Genomic DNA, 21,611 nt, shown 5'->3' with positions numbered 1-21,611 from the left:
GATGGTTCAAGAAGAGATTTTGCCCTCACCATTCGCACTTCCTACTGCCGCTCGAGCACTCTAGGCAAGATTGCCTCGTCCGGATTTTTGAGAGCTGACAGAATATTCTCCGATATCTTCTCGACGAGCTTTTGCCCCCAAAATGGGTCAGTCATGTCATAATAGATGACTCTAATATGCCTTAGGTCGAACGGCACGTCCTGGTCTGAACAGGCCACCAAAACGACTGGTTTTTGCAAAGCATGAGCAAGCCCTAGCTCATAAAAGACATTGGGATTTCGGTTGGTTAACTCGGCTACCAATACGCGCGCCTTGTTGATTCCACTCCAAATCTGCTCAATGATTTTACCCGTACCAAAAATATCATTGTCTGCACGAACGGGAGTCAGTCCAGCCTTGCGAATCGCTGGATCATAAATCTTCTCGTAATAACTTCCGATGGGCGGGGCGAACGGCATCATTACGAAGCAACTGTCCGAAGTTGAGACATGGACCTCACGACCCAATTTCTTTAAACGTCCCGCTTCATCGCCGATTGTCGCTGTATCACTCACATCCAACAGCCGTATCCTGTCATCAACTCGTTGAAGTAATCGGGCAGATTCTAGCGTCTGCTCAAAAATTGTAATAAAATCCAGCGTTTTATCCGATGGAATCCTGAACTTATCCTGCAAGGCATTTTCGAAAAACTTGGGTTCGGGCAGATTCTCACCTCTGTAGTGTTGATAGACCTCCGAAATTTGAGGTGCTTTTAGCACAGACTCTTGAAGAGCCCGAACATCATCACCAGGACTTTGCGGCCTTATCGCCCTGCGAGCAAGCTCCGTGATCCCTACTTGACTTGGACCTGGGCGCTCCAGAAGTCCGAATTTCAAACATGAACTGATCTCAAGTCGAAATGGACCTCCAAATCCAACTCCGACAAAAGTTGCGGCCTCCTTTTCGCTACATGGCTTCCCCGCATTTTGTTCTAGGATGGCGGTTGGAATCCGCAGTGACTTTGACAGGCTGTGGCGCGGATAAGCGGCTGTGCCTCCACCCTCTGATATATTCTTAGGCTTCTTACGACCCTTTTTCTTGGACTTTGGTCGCTTGGCCGCAGTCGCTTTTTGAGGTTGTTCAGACTCAGACATTGAATGGAAAAGGTGCTGATGCCTCAACCCATGCTTCTAACCAAGACTGGATGCTGAAACACAGGCACTTTATCAATTGTTCAGTTACAAGGAGAAAAGTCAACCTCCAAACAGCCATCGTTTCCTGACCTAGGAGGATGATGTTTCGGGTCTACACAGCAATGAATCAACCGTGTCATCCTCTACGCCGAAGGCGTTGCACATTGTGCAGCCCAGGGTAAGCACGCGAAGCGGGCGCCACCTTGGGTTTGGTCGAGAAATTAATTGAACTCTGAAAGAGTTCCACAAAAAGTCGGCTCAAGATGTCCCAATCCATCAGCCGCGATTTCCAGCATTTCGTGTTCTCCACGAAGGAGCGTGCCACCTTCCTCACGGACGCCACGTTCCGGCGCGAGACGCATGCGTACATGGCCGGGGCGTGTGAGAACATGGAGTCACCGTCGGTGGTCATCGGCGGGGTGGCGGATCATGTGCATGTATTTTGCCGGTTGTCCAGGAACCTGTCCCAGGCGGCGTTCGTGCGGGATTTGAAACGCGAGACCACCAAGTGGATCAAGGTCACCAACCGGAACCTCCGGGATTTCCGGTGGCAGGCGGGTTATGGGGCGTTTTCCGTGAGCCCGTCCCACATCGATGCGCTGGCCAAGTACATCCGGAATCAAGAGGAGCATCACCGGAAGGTCGGATTCCAGGATGAGTTCCGCCGCTTGTGCAAGAAGTACGGCGCGGAGTTAGATGAACGGTATGCGTGGGATTGAAGCGGGTGGGCCGCCCGGGAACGTTGCGCAACGATGCCGGTGAATGGCAGCCGTTTGTGGAACACCTACGGCGTTCAAGTTTCATTATCAGCTACCCAAGGTGGCGCTTGCTTCGCAAGCTGACCGTTGGGCTGGACGATGTGCAACGCCTTCGGCGTAAGGGCGTCTTCTTGGTTATGGTGTTGGGAGTATGGTGAATCAGGGATACTGCCACGGTTCACGCTGAGGGCAGCGTGAGCCACTTTGGCAAAGCCTCGTCTCTCCCACAATCACCCATCGCCATCTCACAACGGCACTACCAAAGCTCAACCTCTGCGAACCCTATGACCACCTCCGGATCGAAGCTCCTACACCGAAGGTGTTGAACATTGTCCAGCCTGGGGTCAGTCCGCGAAGCGGACGCCACCCCAGGTGGCTGCAAAAGAAGCTTGAACGCCGTAGGTGTTCCACAAGTGGGTGGCCGTCACGCTGAGGGATGAAATGTGCCATCGTGACGCCACGGCCACACGGTCGCTCATTCCTTACGGCACCGCATCCTTGCTCTTCACATTCGCATTCCCACTCTCCTTCCCCACCAAATCCCCCGGCACGTCCGTGCACAAAATATTCGCTCCCATCATCACGGCCAAATCCGCGTCGGCTTTGCTTTTGATGGGCCAGAGGGACACCTGAAGGCCGGCGTCTTTGACTTCGCGGGCCATCTTGCGTGAGGTGGCGTCGAGGGAGACGGAGAGGCGGGCGCAGTTGAGGGCTTTAGCTTCGGTGATGAGTTCGGGTGTGGGGAAGGTGCTGGTGAGGAGGCCGGTGGGGACGTCGGGCTGGAGGCGCTTCATGATGGTGAGGGAGCGCTTGTCGAAGGAGGTGAAATGGTAGGTGCCGCTGGGGAGGAGGTTGCGCGTGGCTTCGTCCAGCAGGCGGCAGTAGATGGCGAGGCGGTCTTCGGTGTAGACCTTTTCCTCCTTGGTCTTCATCTCGAGGAGGAAGAGGACCTCGGGCTTGTCCTTGAACCAGGTGAAGAGGTCGGTGACGGAGGGCACCGGAACGCCGCTGCGGGTGGTGCGCAGGGCCTGGATCTCGGCAAGGGTGAGGTCTTCGATCTTGCCCTTGCCGTTCGTGGTGCGGGCGGTGTCCGCGTCGTGCATGAGGACGAGGTGGTTGTCCTTGGTGAGGCGGATGTCCACCTCGTAGCCGCGGATGCCTTTGGCATAGCTGTGCTTGCAGGCTTCGACGGTGTTTTCATCGAACTCGAAGCCGGCACCGCGATGGGCGATGATGCGGACGCCCTGGTAGAGGCCGGTGACGGTAGTGGGCTCGGAGGCCGGGGCAGTGAGGTGGCTGGCTGCCAGGGTGAGGAGGGAGAGGAAGGCGAGGCGGAGCATGGGGGAAGGCGTGAGGCGTGAGGTGGATGAGAACGCGGTGGGAAGGCGGGTTGGATCAGGGGAGTTGGGGAGATTTGGTGAGGTTGTGTGGCCGGAACCTACGGGTGCGAGGCGAGGTGCATTGGATTCAACACGGAGACACGGAGACACAGAGGAACTTCGGAGACTGAGGGGGAGCAAGGCCCAGGAACCAGCCACGTTTTCTCCATACTCGCACACTTACGTGGCGAGCGCCTGTATCTGGTAGGGTGCTGCTGCGTCGGCACCCTAGTCAGGTGGGGCTTGGGGAGGCGCGGAGCTGGTGGGTGGGTGGCAAGGCCTGTAAGACGCACGCAACAAAGTTCCACGCCGCTTCCGCCCACGGAAATTTGGGTGCCGACGCAGCAGCACCCTACCGAAATCTTCGAATGGGCGCGCGAAGCGCAGGAACTTACCGGGCAGGGAACGTGCAACGTCCAAATGGGGGCAAGAATGCCCCACTCCTTGAGGATACGCTGTGCGCTGAAGGCGTGTCGCGTCAGGAGACGTGCTCGCGTGAGAGGTTTCTGGAGAAGCCTTCTACACTAGGTTCCTTGGCTGCTTCGCTGCTTTGCGTTGCCCCCTTCACAGCGGTGCCGACGCCTCACGGCACCGTATCACCACTACCACCGTTCAGCTTGGTCACCTGGCGGGTGATGCCTTCGCGGGCGAATTGGCTCGGGGGATATTGGGTGCGGGCCTTGAGGTACCAGGCGAGGGCGGAGCCGGTTTGCTGGCGGTCCTCGTGTTGCTTCGCCTTTTGCAGGGCGCCAACAAAGTCGGTGGCCTTCACACTGAAATCAGAACGCAGGCGGGCGACTTCGGGATCTTCGGGAAACTCAACGTAAGCCTGCTCGATGGACTCCCAAGCGCCCGCCATATCACCACCTTGGGAGCGGCTCGTCGCGCCGGCGATGATGAGGTTCACCTTGTTCATGTCGGTGAGCACCTTCTTCAAAGATTCCTGGCGGATGGGGTCATCGATCACCGCAGCGAGATAGCGGCCTTGGTCGTTATAGATCTGGCGGTAGTTTCGCTGGCTGAGCAGGCGATCCAGGTCGAGCGCGGTCTGTGTTTTAATATCGGCGTTGTTGCCGATCATGTTGGTGAATTCCTTCAGCTTCGGATTCGTGGGCCAGATGGTGGCGGCCTGGGTGAGCGAATCCGTGCTGCCCTTTTGATCGCCCTGCATGGCGGCGACCTTGGCCTTGTTCAGATGCATGTCGCTCACGGTCCGCGCCGTCTCGATCATGGCGGTGGGCTTGCTGTAGTCGAAGTCCTTTGCGAGCGTACGCAGCTTCGTGACCAGCGTCTCCGCAAGCGTGTAGTCCTTCATCTCCATGGCAGACACGAGCTGGTTCGAGTCGCGGGTGAAGTCGAGCACCATCATCTTCCGCTGAATGGGCACGCGGCGCACGCGAGGAAGGTATTCGCCGACCATGAAGGCCTCGGAGATGCGCTGGGAGGCGCTGGCCATATCGCCACGCTCCACGAGATAATCGAAGGCCTGCACCGCCTCATCCACATCGCGAATGGCTTCGTTCGCGAACGAATCGAGCGCGCTGATGGTGGGTGACGTGCCGAGGCTGGAGGCGAACATCTTCTCCGCATCCGATCCTTCCTTGAGGTTCAGGATGCCGGAGGGATCCGCGAAGATATGACGGTAGAAGCGGCACGCGAGCACCACATGCTCGAAGCGACGCTGGATGGCGAACTGGATGATGATGGCCTGGAACTCCGCCTTCGCCGTGACCTGCGCCGTGGCCATGGAGAGCTCGGCAGCCTTCATCTTGGCTTCGAGCTCCACGATGTCCTTGGTGTACTGGGCTACATCACCGAGCTGGGCCACCGCCTGCTGGGGTGTATTCTGCTGCTGACCACCGCGATTCGTGGTGCTGCCGGCGGCGGGGCGCTGGACAGACATGGGATCCGACGCGTGCTTGCCAAAGAAGTGGCGGTTGTTCCGCTGGCGTCCCATCTCTTCCGTGGTGGCGCGAAGGCTGGCCACATTCTTCTGGGAGAGCCACACACCGTAGATGGCGTTCGCGAGCGTATCGCACAGCTTCGCGTCAATCTTGTGCTGCGCGGCAATGGGCAGGAGCGCCACCGCGCCGGGGAGGCTGGGCTTGCCACCGTTGTGGGTGGGGGCAAGCAGCGTGGTGATTTCGTCCAGAATCTTCCGGTACTCTTCATCCTCCGGTGTATTGGCCTCGGGGGAAGCGAGGTACTTCTCCAGGCGCGCGCGGAACATGCGATTGTTCGTCACGTTCCACATCTTGCCATCCCAGGCCACGGTCTCATTGCCCACGTCCATGAAAGGCAACGTGTTGCCCAGCATGGAGTTCTGCTGCTGCGATTGATTGGACTGCGTGGGCGGCGGGGCACTGCTCTGCTGGCTCGCGGGAGCGCCGCCGCCTCCACTGGCCGGCAGCACCTGGCCGTGCGAAAGCGCCAGGGGAGAAATGAGGCACGCGGCGGGAAGCAGAAGCAGCTTGGTCTTCATTAGAAAAAAGCATAGTCGCTGCCCCTTAATTGACAAGAAAGGGATGAGACACGGCGAAAATAGCCCGTGACATGGCAGAGAGCGGGCGTGGCAAATCTCCGTCCCACCCGGACCATGATGGACTCCATGCCTCCGAAGTCACAGCAGCACCAGCAGCACCCTTTTCCCTTCCTTTGCCAAGGCCACGCACTCTCCCCTCTCTTTCGACGAAAAGCCTACGCCTTCGTCAGGTCCATCACTTCCAGCATGCCGGTGCCGGACTGGACGGTGACCTTGAACTTGAAGCGCTGACCGCGCTGGATGTTGGTGCCATTGAACTTCGCAGGCACCACCACGCCCACGGAGCCACGCTCCGGGCCATCATCCACCATGACTTCGAAGAGCCTGCCACGACTGGAGGGCCAGTTGTTATCAAGACGGTCCGCGATGGTGCCCTCAATGCGGTAGGTATTGTTGGAGAGGGCATTGGAATTTTCCATGTACTCACGAATGTCCAGGTCCGTGGCATCCGCAAAGCCGGTGCTGGCGCCGGTACCCTGCAACACCTTGAACCCGATGAAGGCAATGAGGCCAAAACCCGCAAGAACGGCGATGAGATGAAGGGGAGTGAACTGGGATTTTGCGCGACGGGCCATGCAATTTCGGGGGAGCGGAAATTCGTGCTGACGGGATTTAATTACAGGTGGGACATGCGGGGAACGCAAGCGCCTTTGTGGTCAGACAGGAGGAAAGTGCAAGCCTCCGCGCAGGCCCTCACTTCGCGGCTTCCTGCTTTACCCCGGAGGCTTTGCCAAAGGCTGCCTTGAAAGCGGCCGTGGTCGCAGGCCACTCCGCATCCCGCGTGTGAATCTCACCCGGATAGGCCAGGTCGGAGTTCCAGTAAGTGTGTGAGCGAACGTCATGTTCCTTGAGAAAAGCAGCCATGCCCTCGACGAATGGCCCTGCATTCGGCCCCCACACGCCCCATTCATCGATCTGAAAGGGTTTCCCCTTCGCTTTGGCAAAGGCCAGCATTCCGCTCACGCACCATTCATTGTAGCCGTTGGTCGCGCGCAGTTTCCACGCCTCGCGGGGATCGTCCGTTTCCCAACCTTCACCGCCCATGCTCTTCGGCTTCCAGTAGAGGTCATACCCTACGAGATCCACATATGCATCCCCAGGCCACATGGGACGCGGATCGCTCGCGCCCTCGGAGACAGAGAAGCTGAACTGGAACCTCGACCCGCCCTGCGCTCCGCGGAGCACGCTGTGAAAACGCTGCCACGATGCGATGAAATCCGGAATCATGGCGTGCCGTGATCCGCCCACGCCCCATACGAACCACTCGCCATTCATCTCATGGCTGGGCCGGATCACGATTCCGTAGTCGCCAGGGTTGTTGGCAATGATGGTCTCCGCGAGGCACTTCCAGTGCTCATCATACGCGCCCGTCTTGGCTTCAGCGTAGCTTGCACCGTTGATGATGATAGGCACGTCATACACCAGTCGCCGATTGCCCCGGGTGCCGTACACCGTGTTGCTCAGCCAGTCGGAGTAGCGGTAGTTCTCCCACTTGTGGAAATCGATGGTGCACAGGATGACATCCACGGGCCTGCCCAGCCATTTTTCGAAGGCCAGCACGCGTTCCATGGAGTTTTCACCGTACACGCCGAGCAACGGCTCGCCTGCTTGAGATTTGGGGGTGAAGGCGACAATCGCCGCTGCACAGGCAAGACTCGCGAAACCACGGACAAGGGAGGGGGAAATCATCAGGCGCGTCCTGTACATCAGGATCGCGAGTGTGCCTCTGAAATTGCTACCTGAAGGGCAGCGAGAGCCGCAAAGCGCATGTGCGTCAGGTTGGGGGATGGAGTCCTGTGAGCCGTGTCAAACAACGACTCTTGTTCACGTTCATCTGGCATTCGGAAGAAGCGCTTTGCGTCGTGGAGTGCGTGTGGCAAAGGCCTCCCTTGAGGCCGCGACACCGCTTTGACGGAGGGCATGAGCATCGCGAATCGAGATCACGGTCCAATCCCCCAAGATGCATGTCCCCAAGGGGAAGCTGCTGCTGGATTTCAATGAAGTTCTCCGTTACATCTGGGCCAGATCACTTCGTTTAACGCGGTGTGGCGGCCTCAAGGGAGGCCTGTGCCACCGCACTCCACGACGCAAAGCGACCTGGTCCATGAAGTTGGCACGCAATGCGCCACTTCCCTATTTATCTAAACGCAGGTTCCCATCTACACCTTGGTCACAAACTCCAGCTTTCCATCCTTCACACGTCCTTCGACATGGGCGCCGTCGGTGAACTTGCCTTCCAGCATGTCCAGCGAGAGCGGGTCGAGGATGAGCTTCTGGATGGCGCGCTTCAGAGGACGCGCGCCGAAGACGGGGTCGTAGCCTTCATCCGCCACACGGCGCACGGCATCGTCCGCGAGATGCAGGGTGATGTTCTGCTTCTTCAGGCGATCCACCACGCGCTGCACCTGGATTTTCACGATCTGGTCGAGGTCCTTCGCATGCAGTCGATCGAAGATGATGATCTCATCCACGCGATTCAGGAACTCGGGGCGGAAGAACTGCTTCAGCGCATCCTTCACGAGAGCCTCGCGTTGCTCGGCGTTCTCCTCATTCTGGATGAACTGGCTGCCGATGTTGCTGGTCATGATGAGGACCGTGTTGCGGAAGTCCACGGTCCGCCCCTGGCCATCCGTGATACGGCCGTCATCCAGCACTTGCAGCAGGGTGTTGAAGACATCCGGGTGCGCCTTCTCGACTTCATCGAAAAGGACCACGCTGTAGGGGCGCCGACGCACGGCCTCGGTGAGCTGGCCGCCTTCTTCATAACCCACGTATCCGGGAGGGGCGCCGATGAGGCGGGCCACGCTGTGCTTCTCCATGTACTCGCTCATGTCGAGACGGGTCATGGCATTTTCATCATCGAAGAGGAACTCGGCGAGCGCCTTGCTCAGCTCCGTCTTGCCCACGCCGGTGGGGCCAAGGAAGAGGAAGCTGCCGATGGGGCGGTTCTCGTCCTGAAGGCCGGCACGCGCACGACGCACAGCATTGGATACCGCACTGATGGCGCTGGTCTGGCCGATGACGCGATGACGCAGACGCTCCTCCATGTGCGTGAGCTTGCTCCGCTCACCCTCCTGGAGGCGTGAAACGGGAATGCCCGTCCAGCTTGCGACGACCTTGGCAATGTCATCGTCCGTCACCTCTTCTCGCAGGAGCGTGTGGCCACCCTGTGCCTCGGCCTTGCTGGCATCGGCGATTTTCTTCTCGAGATCTGGAATGAGACCATACTGGATCTCACCCGCGCGGGCGAAGTCGCCGCGACGCTGCGCCTGCTCCTGCTCGGTGCGGAGGCGATCGACCTCCTCCTTGATCTTGCGGCTCTCCTGCACGGATTCCTTTTCCTTCTGCCATTGGGCCTTGAGCGCGGTGCTCTTTTCCTTGAGGTCCGCGATCTCCTTCTCCAGTCGCGCGAGGTGCGCGCGGCTGCCGGGGTCGGTTTCCTTCTTCAGCACCTGGCGCTCCATCTCATGCTGCATGATGGAGCGCTCCAGCACATCAATCTCCGTGGGCATGGAGTCGAGCTCAATCTTCAGGCGGCTCGCGGCTTCATCCACGAGGTCCACGGCCTTGTCCGGCAGGAAGCGGTCGCTGATGTAACGATGGCTCAGCGTCGCCGCAGCGACGATGGCGCTATCCTGAATCCTCACACCATGATGCACCTCATAGCGCTCCTTCAGGCCGCGCAGGATGGCGATGGTGTCCTCCACGCTGGGTTCACCCACGTACACCGGCTGGAAGCGGCGCTCGAGAGCAGCATCCTTCTCAATGTACTTGCGGTATTCATCCAGCGTCGTGGCGCCTACGCAGCGCAGTTCACCACGGGCGAGCTGGGGCTTGAGCAGGTTGCTCGCGTCCACCGCGCCCTCGCTCTTGCCCGCACCCACGATGGTATGCAGCTCATCAATGAAGAGAATGATCTGCCCCTCGCTGGAAGTCACTTCCTTGAGGAAGGCCTTGAGGCGTTCTTCGAACTCACCACGGTACTTCGCGCCGGCGAGCATCCCGCCGAGGTCCATGCTGATGACGCGCTTGTTCTTCAAAGAGTCCGGCACATCACCGGCCACGATGCGCCGGGCCAGGCCTTCCACGATGGCGGTCTTCCCCACCCCGGGCTCACCGATGAGCACGGGATTGTTCTTGCTGCGGCGACTGAGCACCTGCATCACGCGGCGGATTTCCTCATCACGGCCGATCACGGGGTCGATTTTCCCCTGCCGGGCACGCGCGGTGAGGTCCGTACCATACTTCTCCAGCGTCTGGTACTTGCCCTCCGGATCCTGGTCCGTCACGCGCTGGGCGCCACGCACCGAGGTGAGCGCCTGCAGGAGTGTCGCATGCTTGATGCCGGCCTGCTTCAAGACGCCTTCGATGTCTGTGCGGGTCTTCGTAAGGGCGAGGAGGTAGTGCTCCACACTGAGGTAGTCATCCTTCAGCGCGTGCTGCTCCTTCTCCGCGTTCGCCATGGTCTCGCGGAGGTCGCTGCTCATGTGCTGCGGACCGCTGCCGCCGGAAACTTTCGGCTGCTTGGCGAGGTGGACCTCGACGGCGGATTTGATGCTGGCGGGTGAGGCGCCCACCTTTTCCAGGAGGGGTTTGGTCACGCCCTCAGTCTGCTCCAAGAGGGCAAGGAGGACGTGGGAAGGTTTCAGCTCAGCGTGCCCGTAGCGGGCCGCGATGGATTGTCCGGAGGCGAGCGCCTCCTGCATTTTGAGGGTAAAACGGTCAGGGTTCATGCGGTGTAAAGAATGAGAAAGCTGAGAGTACTCATGCAATTGGCATGCCGAGATAACCAATACATTAAAACACTAGTCATGAGCGCTTTAACCGGAAATACCACGCAACAAACGTGAGACATTATAACTCAATAGCGGCAAACAGGTGCGAACCACTGCGGGCAAAAAGCGCCATCTTGACACTGTAGACCCAACCCAATACGGGTTCGCAGACGTTCGCTCGGGAGTGAGTGAGGGGGCAGGCGTGCTGAGTTCATCCCACTTCATGACTCGGCTGGGACACGGAGCTTGGCCGCACCATACGTGCAAAACGCCAGCCACGTAAAGCCAGAGCAGCGAGATTCGGTGGGCCGTCCCGTATGGAGATGGGCACGCACCATGGATGACTGCAGGGGCGTGGCTTTTCCCTTGCCCCCCTCCCCGTTTCGTGGATTGTCGCCCTCCCTATTCTTCAGTCTCACCACCTTACTCATGTCCGACCGTCGCGTTGTCATCACCGGAATTGGCGTTGTCACCCCTGTGGGGAACAACAAGGATGAATTTTGGAAGAACCTCGTCGCGGGTAAAAGCGGCATCCGGAACATCACGGCCTTCGACACGACGGAATACGGCACGCACTTCGGTGGCGAAGCGGTGGGCTTTGAGCCCAAGCAGTATTTCAAGGACTTCAAGGACGCCCGTCGTGCCGACCGCTTCACCCAGCTCGCCATGGGCGCGGCGAAGATGTCCGTGGCAGACAGCGGCCTGGACCCCGACAAGCTAGATGTCACCCGCGTGGGTGTGATGGTCGGCTCCGGCATCGGCGGCCTCATGACGCTGGAAGACAACCACGAGCTCCTGCTGAAGAAGCACCCCAGCCGTGTGTCCCCTTTCACGATCCCGATGATGATCAGCAACATCGCCAGCGGGATGATCTCCATGGAGTACGGCTTCCTCGGGCCAAACATGTGCATCGTGACCGCCTGTGCGACCTCGAACCACTGCATTGGTGAAGCCTGGCGCATCATCAAGTTCGGCGACGCGGATGTCATCGTGGCCGGTGGCGCGGAGGCGAGCATCTCGCCGATGGGCCTCTCGGGCTTCGGCAACATGAAGGCGCTGAGCACGCGCAACGACGCCCCGGAAAAGGCCAGCCGCCCCTTCGATGTGGACCGCGATGGCTTCGTGATGGGTGAAGGCGCTGGCGTGGTGATCCTGGAAGAGTATGAGCACGCGAAGAAGCGCGGCGCGCATATCTACTGCGAGCTCGCCGGTTACGGCCTGAGCGCGGACGCCTACCACCTGAGCGCTCCCCTGCCTGATGGCTCCGGCGCAGCCCGCTGCATGAACATGGCGCTGAAGCATGCCAAGCTGAACGCCGACCAGATCTCCTACGTGAACGCCCACGCCACCAGCACCCCGGTGGGCGATGTGTGCGAAACGCAGGCGATCAAGAAGACCTTCGGCGACTACGCGACGAATGGCCTCCTCGTGAGCGCCACGAAATCCATGACCGGCCACCTCCTCGGCGCTGCCGGCGGGGTGGAGCTCGCGGCCAGCATCCTTGCCATCCGCGATCAGATCATTCCTCCGACCATCAACGTGGAAAACCAGGACCCTGCCGTCGACCTCGACGTCGTGCCGAACGTGGCCCGCGAAGCCAAGGTGACTGCGGCGCTGAGCAACTCGTTTGGCTTCGGTGGACACAACGCGGCGGTGCTGGTGACGAAGATCTAGTCTGACTCACCCGCCAAAATCGCCGGGCGAATATCTCAAGAGGCAGTGCTCCTGTGTAAAGAGCCTGCCTCTTTTCTTTTTCCGCGGAGTGTTGTAGATCCACCTTATGAGCCTCTCTTCTCGCTGCGCTTCTCTCATGATCGTGTTTGGGTTCGTGGCGCTCCAGAGTCCAGCATCTGAGCCGAAGACTCCCATCATGGAGAAGAAGAGCGAGGTGGCGAAGGCTTCCACACCAGCGCTTCCCTTTGACCGCGACGCGGTGGCCCGGGTGGAAGCCATCCGCTTCAAGCTGCCGGAAACAACGCTCAAAAATGGCGAGAAGGTAGAAATGGAGGACTTTTCCTTCCTGAATGGAGGGCACAAAGTGGACCTCTCCCGGCTGGAGGAACTGTCGGTAAAGAAGGCCGAGCTGACTCCAACGCAAATTGAGACACTCATCCAGGCCATTTATGGCAAGAACAAGAAGATGCCCTCAGCGGCGTGCTACTCTCCGCATCACCTGTTCCTCTTTTATGATGCGTCAGGCAAACTCATCAACTCGGTGGAGCTTTGTTTCTCCTGCACGGGCGTGGTGACAAGCCCGGAACTTCCTGAGAAACACTGGTACCGTCATGACTTCCGCAAACTGGCGAAACTCTGCGAGGAATGCGGCATTGGGTTGCACGCCACCACTCTCAAACAGTTCAACAAGGTGATGGGCACTCGGGAAGCCAACTAAAGGGCTGACCACTTCTTCCTGAATCCGGGTTGCGACAGGACCTCGCTTCGCTGATGGAAGCCTTCTTCCACCATCTGCTTGCTCATGCCTTCCGCTTCCCACGACGCCATCATCATCGGCTCCGGTCCCAATGGACTCGCGGCGGCGATCCGTCTGGCACAGAAGGGCAGCAAGGTGCTCGTGCTCGAAGCGGCCAGCACCACGGGCGGCGGCACGCGAACGAAGGAACTCACGCTTCCAGGTTTCCGCCACGACGTGTGCTCGGCGGTGCATCCCATGGGACTCGGCTCGCCCTACCTGCGCGAGCTTGGGCCGGACCTGGAAAAGCATGGCCTGCGTTGGATTCAGCCAGACCATCCGCTGGCACATCCATTGGATGGTGGACGCGCAGCGGTGCTGCATCGCTCACTCGACGAAACAGCAGATTCACTCGGCAAGGATGCCGGACGGTACCGCCTCTTCTTCAAGACTCTCGTCGAGCACGCGCATGAGCTGTATGGCGATATGCTGGCGCCCGCAGGTTTCCCAAAGCATCCCTACCTCATGGCAAGGCTTGGCATGGGAGCAGGACTGCCAGCCACATGGTTCGCGAAGTACTTCTCCACTGAGGAAGGCCGAGCCCTCTTCGGCGGATGTGCGGCACACTCCATCATGGCGCTGCATCTGCCGCTGACCTCGGCGATTGGCATTGTGCTCCAGCTCAGCGGGCACGCCGTGGGCTGGCCCATTCCGGAAGGCGGCTCTCAAAGAATCACGGATGCCATGGTGGGCCTGCTGCGCTCGCTTGGCGGTGAGGTACAATGTGATACACCCGTGAAGTCCCTTGCGGATCTGCCTCCGGCCAAGGCGTACCTCTTTGACCTGAGCCCGAAAAACGTCTCGCATATCTGTGGTGATGCCCTGCCTGCAAGCTACCGCAGCAAGCTGGAGCGCTTCCGCCATGGACCCGGCGTTTTCAAGGTGGACTACGCGCTCAATGCGCCGATTCCCTGGGCAAATGCCGAGTGCCGCAAAGCCGGCACCGTGCACGTGGGCGGCACCCTGGCCGAGCTGGTCACCAGCGAACGCGATGCCTGGGAGGGGCGTCTGAATGATAAGCCCTTCGTGCTGGTCGCGCAGCCGAGCATCCACGACGCAACTCGCGCTCCGGCAGGCAAGCACGTCGCGTGGGCGTATTGCCATGTGCCTGCGGGTTCCACGGAGGACCGGCTGGAAATCATCACGAGGCAAATCGAGCGTTTTGCCCCCGGCTTCCGCGATTGCATCATGGCACATCACACCATGAACTGTGCCGAAATGGAGGCCTACAATCCCAACTACATCGGCGGGGATGTCATCGGCGGCGTCACGGACTGGCGGCAGCTTTTCACGCGTCCCGTGGGCATGTTTGATCCCTACGCCACGCCGAACCGCAGAATCTTCCTCTGCTCCGCCTCCACCCCACCCGGCGGCGGCGTGCACGGCATGTGCGGCTACTGGGCAGCGGAGAGCGTGGTGAAGAAGATGCGGTAGGACCTACGTACCTCGCGTTAGCGAAGCCCGACGAAGGAGGAATCCCTTCGCGAATCAGTGTACCGAAATTCACAAAGCAGGGCAATTCCCGCGCTATCCATTGGAAGGAGGAGTTTCTGAATCGTGAGTGCTTCTGGAATGCAAGTCTCGCGAAGGGACTCGCGAGCTACGTTGAGAACGCGGCCATCTCTCCGCAGTTGCAGTCACAGGGGCCTTCCACTAGCATCTGCGCATGTTCCTCCAACGGATCTGGTATTGCCTGGCGCTTGGCGCGGGATTGGTCGTCTGCGGACCTAACACGAAAGCATCCGCCCAGGTCACCATCGAGGGTACCGTACCCATCACGGGCGCGGCCATGTCGCCACCTCCCTCGCCCAAGTATCAACTGAAAGCCGGCTCCGTTGCGCCCTCGCCCCGGCAGGTGGCAGTGGTATATCTGGAGGGAAAGTTCGGCGCGCGTACAGGGAACAAGCCCGTGACATTTGGCCAGAAGGGGTATCAGTTCCATCCTGGAGTGATTGCCGTACAAACAGGCACACAGGTGTCGTTTCCCAACTTTGACGACGACTACCACAACGTGTTCTCCTACTCCAAGACCAAGCGCTTCGACCTCGGGCGGTACCGCAAGGACGAGACACCACCCGCTCTTGTCTTCGACAAACCCGGGATCGTGCGTTTGTACTGCGAGATTCACGAGCACATGCGCGGCGTGATCATCGTGGTGGATACACCTCACTTCACCACCAGCACTCCGGAGGGAAAATTCAAACTCACCGGCCTGCCTGCGGGCAACTATGTGCTCAAGGCATGGTTGGATGACAAAACCACGCTGCAACAACCGGTGACCTTGAAGTCCGGCACGCTCAAGGTGGACTTCAAGAAGTAAGCACCTCATTCCACTGCTCGCGCGGGCGCCGCACTTCCCCAGCTTTCCCCATGCCCCTCCCGAAGCTCCGCTCGCCCTCCTTCCGCACGAAGCTGATCGTCGCCATGACTCTGGTGGTGGCAGGAGTCACCGGGGCGACTTTATACGTGGCGAGCAAGCGCGTGCAGAGAACGTATCAGCACCAGTTCGAGCAGCAGTTCCAGCAGCAGCTTGCCTACTTCTCCGAAGTGCGCCTGCGCCAGCTCAATGACCTGGTGCGCAAGTGCGAAGCCCTGGGCAAGTCCGTGCGTCTGGCCAGCGCGCTTGAAACCGCCATCGAGGACAACGACCCGGACTTCGTGTATGACAACCTCAGCACCGAGATCGATGTACTGGTAAAGGCCACGGAAACCACCAATCCAGCCCTCACCAAGTTGCGCGAGGCATTGCGGCGTGGCCCGCAACGCGGAACTCCGCAGCAGCGTGAGCGTGATCCCAATCGCGAGCGTGAAAGAGACCGCGACCGTGAGCGCGATCGCTTCCAGAGCAATCTCTTCAACTTCGCCGTGGTGGACGCCGAGGGACGCATCCTGGTCCCTGAAACCAAGCGGGCCACCTTCATGTTCAAGCCGGACATGAAGAATCGCACCGAGCTCTTCTCCCTTTTCAAGGAACATCCCGCGGCAGAAGTGCTCAAGGAGCAGGAAATCGGCTACCTCCCAATGCGAAAGGAGATGGACAATGCCCAACTCCGTGAAGTGATTCTCACACCCCTTGTGAATCAAGGCACGGGCGAGACCATTGGTGCACTCATCATGGGATTCCCCGTACGGGACTTTGGGGAGTCGGCCATGTACCAGTTCAGTGAAAAGGCCCTGCAAAGCGGCATCTGGCTGGGAGGACGCGTGTACTCCAAGACCATTCCAGAGGAAGTCCATGATGTCGTCTCCTCACGCATCCATGACGTGCTCACCAACAGCTCCATTTCCAGCACGGACGTGATTGACGTGCAGGGAGTGCCGCACCGCCTCATCTACAAGGTGCTCAATCCGGACTCTCTCTTCCCCCCCGCCGTGCAGGTGGGTCTCTACTCCATGCATGAAGTGCTGGCGGAGCAGACGGACCTGCGCAACAAGGCCATGGGCTTCGGCACCGTGGCCCTGCTGATTGGCATTGGATTCATCTTCCTCATTTCGCACGGCTTCAGCAAACCGATCGAGCAGCTCGTGGAAGGCACACGCCGTATTCAGGATGGCGACTACACGGTGAAAGTACCCGTGGCATCGAGGGATGAAATCGGCACGCTGGCAAAGTCCTTCAATGAAATGGCGGAGGAACTGGCCCTCAAGGAGCGCTACAAGTCCGTGCTCGCCCAGGTGACCGACAAGCAGGTCGCTGAAGAACTCATCAATGGACGCCTGACCTTGGGAGGTGAAGTGCGCCAGGTGAGCGTGCTCTTTTGCGACATCCGCGGCTTTACTGCACTCACGGAAAACATGCCTCCCTCCGAGGTGATAGGCATGCTCAATGAGCACATGAGCGCGATGAATCGCATCGTGTACCAGCACTACGGTGTGGTGGACAAGTTCGTGGGAGATCTCCTCATGGCTGTCTTCGGCGCGCCCAAGTCCTATGGCAACGATGCCCTGCACGCCGTGAAGTGCGCCGTTCGCATGATCGAGGAGCGCTCGAAGCTGAATGCCACCTCGCGATACAAATTTGATGTTGGCATCGGCGTCGCCACCGGCGAGGTCGTCGCAGGATTGATGGGTTCAGATGACCGGCAGAACTACACCGTGCTGGGTGAGCGTGTGAACCTGGCCTCGCGCTTGTGCTCCAAGGCGGGCAGCTCTGAACTGCTCATCGATTCCACTACGCATGCCCAGCTTCCCGAGGGCTTCACCGTGGAAGCCACCGAACCGCTTCCGCTGAAAGGGTTCAGCCTGCCTACACCTGCCTACCGCCTTGTCTCGATGAGCGAGGAAGTGGGCGCCCCACCCACTGGACTCAGCACTGCACGGCTCCAGCCTTGAATCGTTGCCTCTTCACTCTCCCATGAACCGGTGTCCGTTCATCCATTCCCTCCTGTCACTAGCCGTCTGGTGCACATGCAGTGGGAGCCTTCTCGCGTTTGACCTCACGCCTCCAGATTCACCCGTGCACGCGAGCCTGAGGGGCACATTGGATGCGGAGTTGTATGTCACGGACTCCCCTGCCCCAGGTCTGCTCTTCAGCGATGACGAGGCGTTCTTCAATCCGCGTGCGACACTCTTCCTGGATGTGAACGCAGGCACTCACTTCTTCGCCTCCGTGCAGGCACGATTCGATCGGGGCTTTGATCCCGGCGTGGAGGAGGATGGCTCCGCACGTCTGGACGAATATTTCATCCGCTGGACTCCAATGGACTCTCCTGTGGTGAACATCCAGGCAGGCAAGTTCGCCACGGCCTTCGGCAACTGGGTGCCGCGTCATCTCTCCTGGGACAATCCGTTCATCAATGCCCCCGTGCCATACGAGAATGTCATTGGCATGACGGACCTTGCCGCACCACTCACACGAGCAGCCTTCCTCAATCGCAAGAATTTGGCCGACAAGAAGCGCGAATGGCTCGTGCCCATCTGGGGTCCCTCCTATGCGCATGGAGCGTCTGTGTTCGGGCGCATCGAGGAATTTGACTACGCCTTTGAAATCAAAAGCGCCGCGCTTTCCTCACGACCCGCTGCCTGGGAAGCAAGTGATACGGAGTTTGACGAGCCCACCTTCACTGGGCGAATCGGATGGCGGCCGAATGCCTCATGGAATGTGGGCACCAGCTTCAGCACCGGCGCCTACATGCAGCCGGATCGCGATCTGCTGTTGCCCCGCGGCACGGAACGTGGCGACTTCACGCAGGATACGATTGGCTTCGACGTGAGCTATGCCCGCCATCGCTTTGAATTGTGGGGCGAACTGATTCTATCACGCTTCGAAGTCCCTCGCGTGGGTGATGCAGACACGCTCAGCTACTACCTTGAGGCCAAGTACAAGCTCACCGAAAGCCTCTTCCTTGCGGCACGATGGAATCAGCAATTCTTCGATGATGTGGGAGATGGCCAGGGCGGCTCCACATCCTGGGACCGCGACCTCTACCGCGCTGACCTGGCCGTGGGTTATCGTTTCAACCGCCATGTGCAGACGAAGCTACAGTACAGCTATGGCCACGAAGGTGGTGAGAATGCAAATGCTGACCACCTGCTGGCGGCGCAAGTGACGGTGAGGTTTTAGGCCTAGACCCTAAGTTGATAGTCTATTGTTGATGGTTGATAGCCTGACACTGAGTTTGCAGAATGAGTCCAAATAATCCACCTTGCGGGTGAAGACCAGGTCGTTTGTGAAGAGTTCGGGTTCAGACTCTCGACACTCAACCAACAACTCTCAATTCGGTTTTTAAGCCAAATGAAATGCGATCACGGTTCCCGGCTGCTCCTACGCCGAAGGCGTTGCACACTGTCTAGCCCAGGGTCAGCCCGCGAAGCGGGCGTCACCCTGGGACAGCAGGAACATGCATGAACGCCGAAGGTGTTCTACAAACGCGTGGTGGGCCGGACAACGCTGCAGACCGGTAGATCGTCTTTGTAGAACACCTTCGGCGTTCGACTGTTTCTCACCGCCACCCAAGGTGGCGCTTGCTGCGCAAGCTGACCTTGGGCTAGGCAATGTACAACGCCTTCGGCGTAAATGCTTCACTCTATAGGGCGTCGGCGAACCACCGGCGCATTTTTTTTGGCGGCGTAAACTGAGGTCACACGCGTACTGACTCGTGCATGCAGATTGGAATCGATAGTTTCGTCGCCATTGACCCGGAGCACCAGCACGAAGGCTCGCCCAGTGCGGTGCAGCGCATGGCGAATATTCTGGAGGAAATTGAGCTCGCCGACCGCGTGGGGCTGGATGACTTCGGCATCGGGGAACACCACCGCACCGAGTACCTCGACTCCGCGCCTGCGGTCATCTTGGCTGCGGCAGCAGCACGCACGAAGCAGATCCGCCTGACCAGCGCTGTCACGGTGCTCAGCGCGGCAGACCCGGTGCGCGTGTTCCAGGAGTTCGCCACGCTGGACCTCATTTCGAAGGGGCGTGCAGAGATGGTGGTGGGACGTGGCTCCTTCACGGAAGCGTTTCCGCTCTTTGGCTTTGATGTGCGGGACTATGATTCGCTCTTCGCGGAGAAACTGGATCTGCTGCTGCGCATCCGGGATAACCCAGAGATTACGTGGACTGGCAAGCACCGCGCCCCGTTGCAGGAGCAGGGCATCTACCCGCGCCCCCTGCAGACTCCCATCCCCATCTGGGTGGGTGTGGGTGGCACCCCGGCATCGTTCGCTCGTGCGGGTGCGCTGGGCCTGCCGCTGGTGGTGGCCATCATCGGCGGTGAACCTCATCGCTTCCGCCCGCTCATCGATCTCTACCGCGAAGCCGGTGCCCGCGCCGGCCATCCACCGGAGAAGTTGAAAGTTGGCCTGCACATGATTGGGTTCATTGGCGAGACCTCGACTCAAGCGAAGGACGATTTCTTCACCGGCTACAAACGTGCCTTCGACAAGATTGGCGAGGAGCGCGGCTGGCCCCGCACCACACGTGCCCACTTCGAGGCTGGCTGCAGCCTGAAGGGTGCCCTCATGATCGGGGATGCAGAGTATGTGGCTTCGAAGATTCTGTACGTAAACGAGGCACTCGGCGGTATCGCGCGTCTGAACTTCCAGATGACCGTGGCCACCGTCCCCCACGCCCAAATGCTGAAGTCCATCGAGCTGCTGGGCACAAAACTGGCACCCATCATCCGCGAAAAGCTGCCGGGGTGATGCGCTTAGCTCAGTGGTAGAGCATTACCTTGGCACGGTAAGCGACTCATGAACCTTGCAAAAACGGGCAAGATAACCCGTAGCCACGATCATGAAGACGCTTCCGCTGACTCCGGCCGCACTGCTGGCCGTGGCGATGTTTTCCACCACCTTGTTGCAAGGCGCAGACGCAGCCCCAGAGATACGCCCCTTCACCATCCAGGTGGAGGACTCCGTGCTCAAGGACCTCCGCGAACGCCTGGAGAAGACCCGCTGGCCGGACCAGATCCCCGGCTCCAAGTGGGACCACGGCCCGGACGTCGCATGGATGCGTGACCTCTGCGATTACTGGCGCACCAAATACGACTGGCGCGCGGAAGAGAAAAAACTCAACGCCGTGCCGCAGTTCAAGACCGCCATCGACGGCATCGACCTGCACTTCATCCATGTGAAGTCGAAACACGCGAACGCCACACCCCTCGTACTCGTGCACGGATGGCCCGGCTCCGTGGTGGAGTTCATGAAAGTCATCGAGCCGCTGACCGACCCCGAGAAACACGGCGGCCGCGCGGAGGATGCCTTTCACGTCGTCGCGCCCTCGTTGCCAGGCTTCGGCTTCTCCAGCATGCCCAAGGAACCCGGCTGGAACTCCGGCCGCATGGCGGAAGTGATTGCCAAGCTCATGGCCCGGCTCGGCTATGACAAGTACGGCGCACAAGGTGGCGACTGGGGCGGCGGCATCGTGCGCTGGCTCGCCTCCACGGATGGAGCCCATTGCATCGGCGCGCACAGCAACTTCCCCGGAGGCAATCGTCCCGCGGATGAAACCGAAGCCAAAAAAGACGTGACCCAGGCTGAGTTGGACCGCCTGCAACAACGCAACGCAGAACTCGCCGACCACCGCGCCTACGGTGCCATCCAGGGCACGCGACCCCTTGCCCTCGCCTATGGCCTCAATGATTCCCCCGCCGGACTCGCCGCGTGGATCATCGACAAGTTCTGGGCATGGAGCGATCACGAAGGCGACCTGAACAACAGCTTCACCAAGGATGAACTGCTGACAAATATCATGGTGTATTGGGTCACGCAGTCGATGCCCTCCGCCACGCGCATCTACTACGAGTCCCAGCACAATCTGCCGCGCCCTGCTTCCATGTCGGCATTTCAAGGCGGAGGGAAACCCGCTCCCATAGGGTACGCACTTTTCCCCAAGGAAATCAACGTACCGCCCCGGGCGTGGGTCGCGAGGAACTCGCCCACCATGATTCACTGGACGGAGATGCCGCGCGGAGGACACTTCGCTGCGATGGAGCAGCCGGAACTGTTGGTGCAGGATGTGCGCACCTTCTTTGCCAGGGTGCGCACAGCAGCGAAGTGAAAAGCTCCGCGGAGAGTG

The 21,611-nt window shown here is 59.6% G+C and carries 16 protein-coding genes; 9 read left to right on the top strand and 7 right to left on the bottom strand.

Going from position 1 to position 21,611, the window contains the following annotated elements; genetic code table 11:
* Window positions 1-41 precede the first annotated feature (41 nt).
* Window positions 42-1,133: a hypothetical protein gene (locus DES53_RS05515; RefSeq protein ID WP_113957241.1), complete on the bottom strand. Its 1,092-nt coding sequence runs from the start codon at window positions 1,131-1,133 to the stop codon at window positions 42-44.
* 302 nt (window positions 1,134-1,435) lie between these two features.
* Between DES53_RS05515 and DES53_RS05510 the strand changes: the two genes are divergently transcribed.
* Window positions 1,436-1,891 carry a transposase gene (locus DES53_RS05510; protein WP_113957240.1) on the top strand — a complete coding sequence of 152 codons (456 nt, stop codon included), beginning with the start codon at window positions 1,436-1,438 and terminating at the stop codon, window positions 1,889-1,891.
* A gap of 383 nt (window positions 1,892-2,274) precedes the next feature.
* Here the strand turns inward: DES53_RS05510 and DES53_RS33825 are convergent, their stop codons facing one another.
* From DES53_RS33825 to clpB, 6 genes are all read right to left on the bottom strand, one after another.
* The gene (locus DES53_RS33825) at window positions 2,275-2,409 is read right to left on the bottom strand and encodes a hypothetical protein (RefSeq protein ID WP_281270130.1); all 135 of its coding nucleotides are present in this window, start codon (window positions 2,407-2,409) and stop codon (window positions 2,275-2,277) included.
* A 3-nt stretch (window positions 2,410-2,412) separates the two neighbouring features.
* Window positions 2,413-3,270 carry a glycerophosphodiester phosphodiesterase gene (locus DES53_RS05505; RefSeq protein ID WP_113957239.1) on the bottom strand — a complete coding sequence of 286 codons (858 nt, stop codon included), beginning with the start codon at window positions 3,268-3,270 and terminating at the stop codon, window positions 2,413-2,415.
* A 622-nt stretch (window positions 3,271-3,892) separates the two neighbouring features.
* The gene (locus tag DES53_RS05500) at window positions 3,893-5,791 is read right to left on the bottom strand and encodes a hypothetical protein (RefSeq protein WP_113957238.1); all 1,899 of its coding nucleotides are present in this window, start codon (window positions 5,789-5,791) and stop codon (window positions 3,893-3,895) included.
* Between the two features lie 215 nt (window positions 5,792-6,006).
* Window positions 6,007-6,426, bottom strand: a complete 420-nt coding sequence (locus tag DES53_RS05495; protein WP_113957237.1) for a hypothetical protein — start codon at window positions 6,424-6,426, stop codon at window positions 6,007-6,009.
* 118 nt (window positions 6,427-6,544) lie between these two features.
* Window positions 6,545-7,540 (bottom strand): glycosyl hydrolase, encoded by a 996-nt coding sequence (locus DES53_RS05490; protein WP_170156879.1) that lies wholly within the window; start codon window positions 7,538-7,540, stop codon window positions 6,545-6,547.
* A gap of 470 nt (window positions 7,541-8,010) precedes the next feature.
* Complete coding sequence (gene clpB / locus DES53_RS05485; protein ID WP_113957235.1) at window positions 8,011-10,584, bottom strand: ATP-dependent chaperone ClpB; 2,574 nt, start codon at window positions 10,582-10,584, stop codon at window positions 8,011-8,013.
* A gap of 471 nt (window positions 10,585-11,055) precedes the next feature.
* Between clpB and fabF the strand changes: the two genes are divergently transcribed.
* The 8 genes from fabF (at window position 11,056) to DES53_RS05445 (ending at window position 21,593) form a co-directional block, all read left to right on the top strand.
* Window positions 11,056-12,300, top strand: coding sequence for a beta-ketoacyl-ACP synthase II (gene fabF, locus DES53_RS05480; RefSeq protein WP_113957234.1), 1,245 nt, complete (start codon window positions 11,056-11,058; stop codon window positions 12,298-12,300).
* A gap of 106 nt (window positions 12,301-12,406) precedes the next feature.
* Window positions 12,407-13,018 (top strand): hypothetical protein, encoded by a 612-nt coding sequence (locus tag DES53_RS05475; protein ID WP_113957233.1) that lies wholly within the window; start codon window positions 12,407-12,409, stop codon window positions 13,016-13,018.
* Between the two features lie 84 nt (window positions 13,019-13,102).
* Window positions 13,103-14,530: a phytoene desaturase family protein gene (locus DES53_RS05470; protein ID WP_113957232.1), complete on the top strand. Its 1,428-nt coding sequence runs from the start codon at window positions 13,103-13,105 to the stop codon at window positions 14,528-14,530.
* A gap of 232 nt (window positions 14,531-14,762) precedes the next feature.
* A complete protein-coding gene (locus tag DES53_RS05465) occupies window positions 14,763-15,416 on the top strand; it encodes a carboxypeptidase regulatory-like domain-containing protein (RefSeq protein WP_113957231.1) in 654 nt (217 codons plus the stop codon).
* 50 nt (window positions 15,417-15,466) lie between these two features.
* Entirely contained in the window at window positions 15,467-17,428 is a 1,962-nt protein-coding gene (locus DES53_RS05460) for an adenylate/guanylate cyclase domain-containing protein (RefSeq protein WP_113957230.1), read from the top strand.
* A gap of 22 nt (window positions 17,429-17,450) precedes the next feature.
* Entirely contained in the window at window positions 17,451-18,659 is a 1,209-nt protein-coding gene (locus DES53_RS05455) for a transporter (RefSeq protein ID WP_113957229.1), read from the top strand.
* A 539-nt stretch (window positions 18,660-19,198) separates the two neighbouring features.
* Window positions 19,199-20,236 (top strand): LLM class flavin-dependent oxidoreductase, encoded by a 1,038-nt coding sequence (locus DES53_RS05450; protein WP_113957228.1) that lies wholly within the window; start codon window positions 19,199-19,201, stop codon window positions 20,234-20,236.
* A 91-nt stretch (window positions 20,237-20,327) separates the two neighbouring features.
* Window positions 20,328-21,593: an epoxide hydrolase family protein gene (locus DES53_RS05445; RefSeq protein ID WP_211325456.1), complete on the top strand. Its 1,266-nt coding sequence runs from the start codon at window positions 20,328-20,330 to the stop codon at window positions 21,591-21,593.
* The last annotated feature ends 18 nt before the right edge of the window (window positions 21,594-21,611 follow it).

It is taken from the genome of Roseimicrobium gellanilyticum, from assembly GCF_003315205.1.
Taxonomy (GTDB): domain Bacteria; phylum Verrucomicrobiota; class Verrucomicrobiia; order Verrucomicrobiales; family Verrucomicrobiaceae; genus Roseimicrobium; species Roseimicrobium gellanilyticum.
This window is presented reverse-complemented; position numbering and strand designations above follow the sequence as displayed.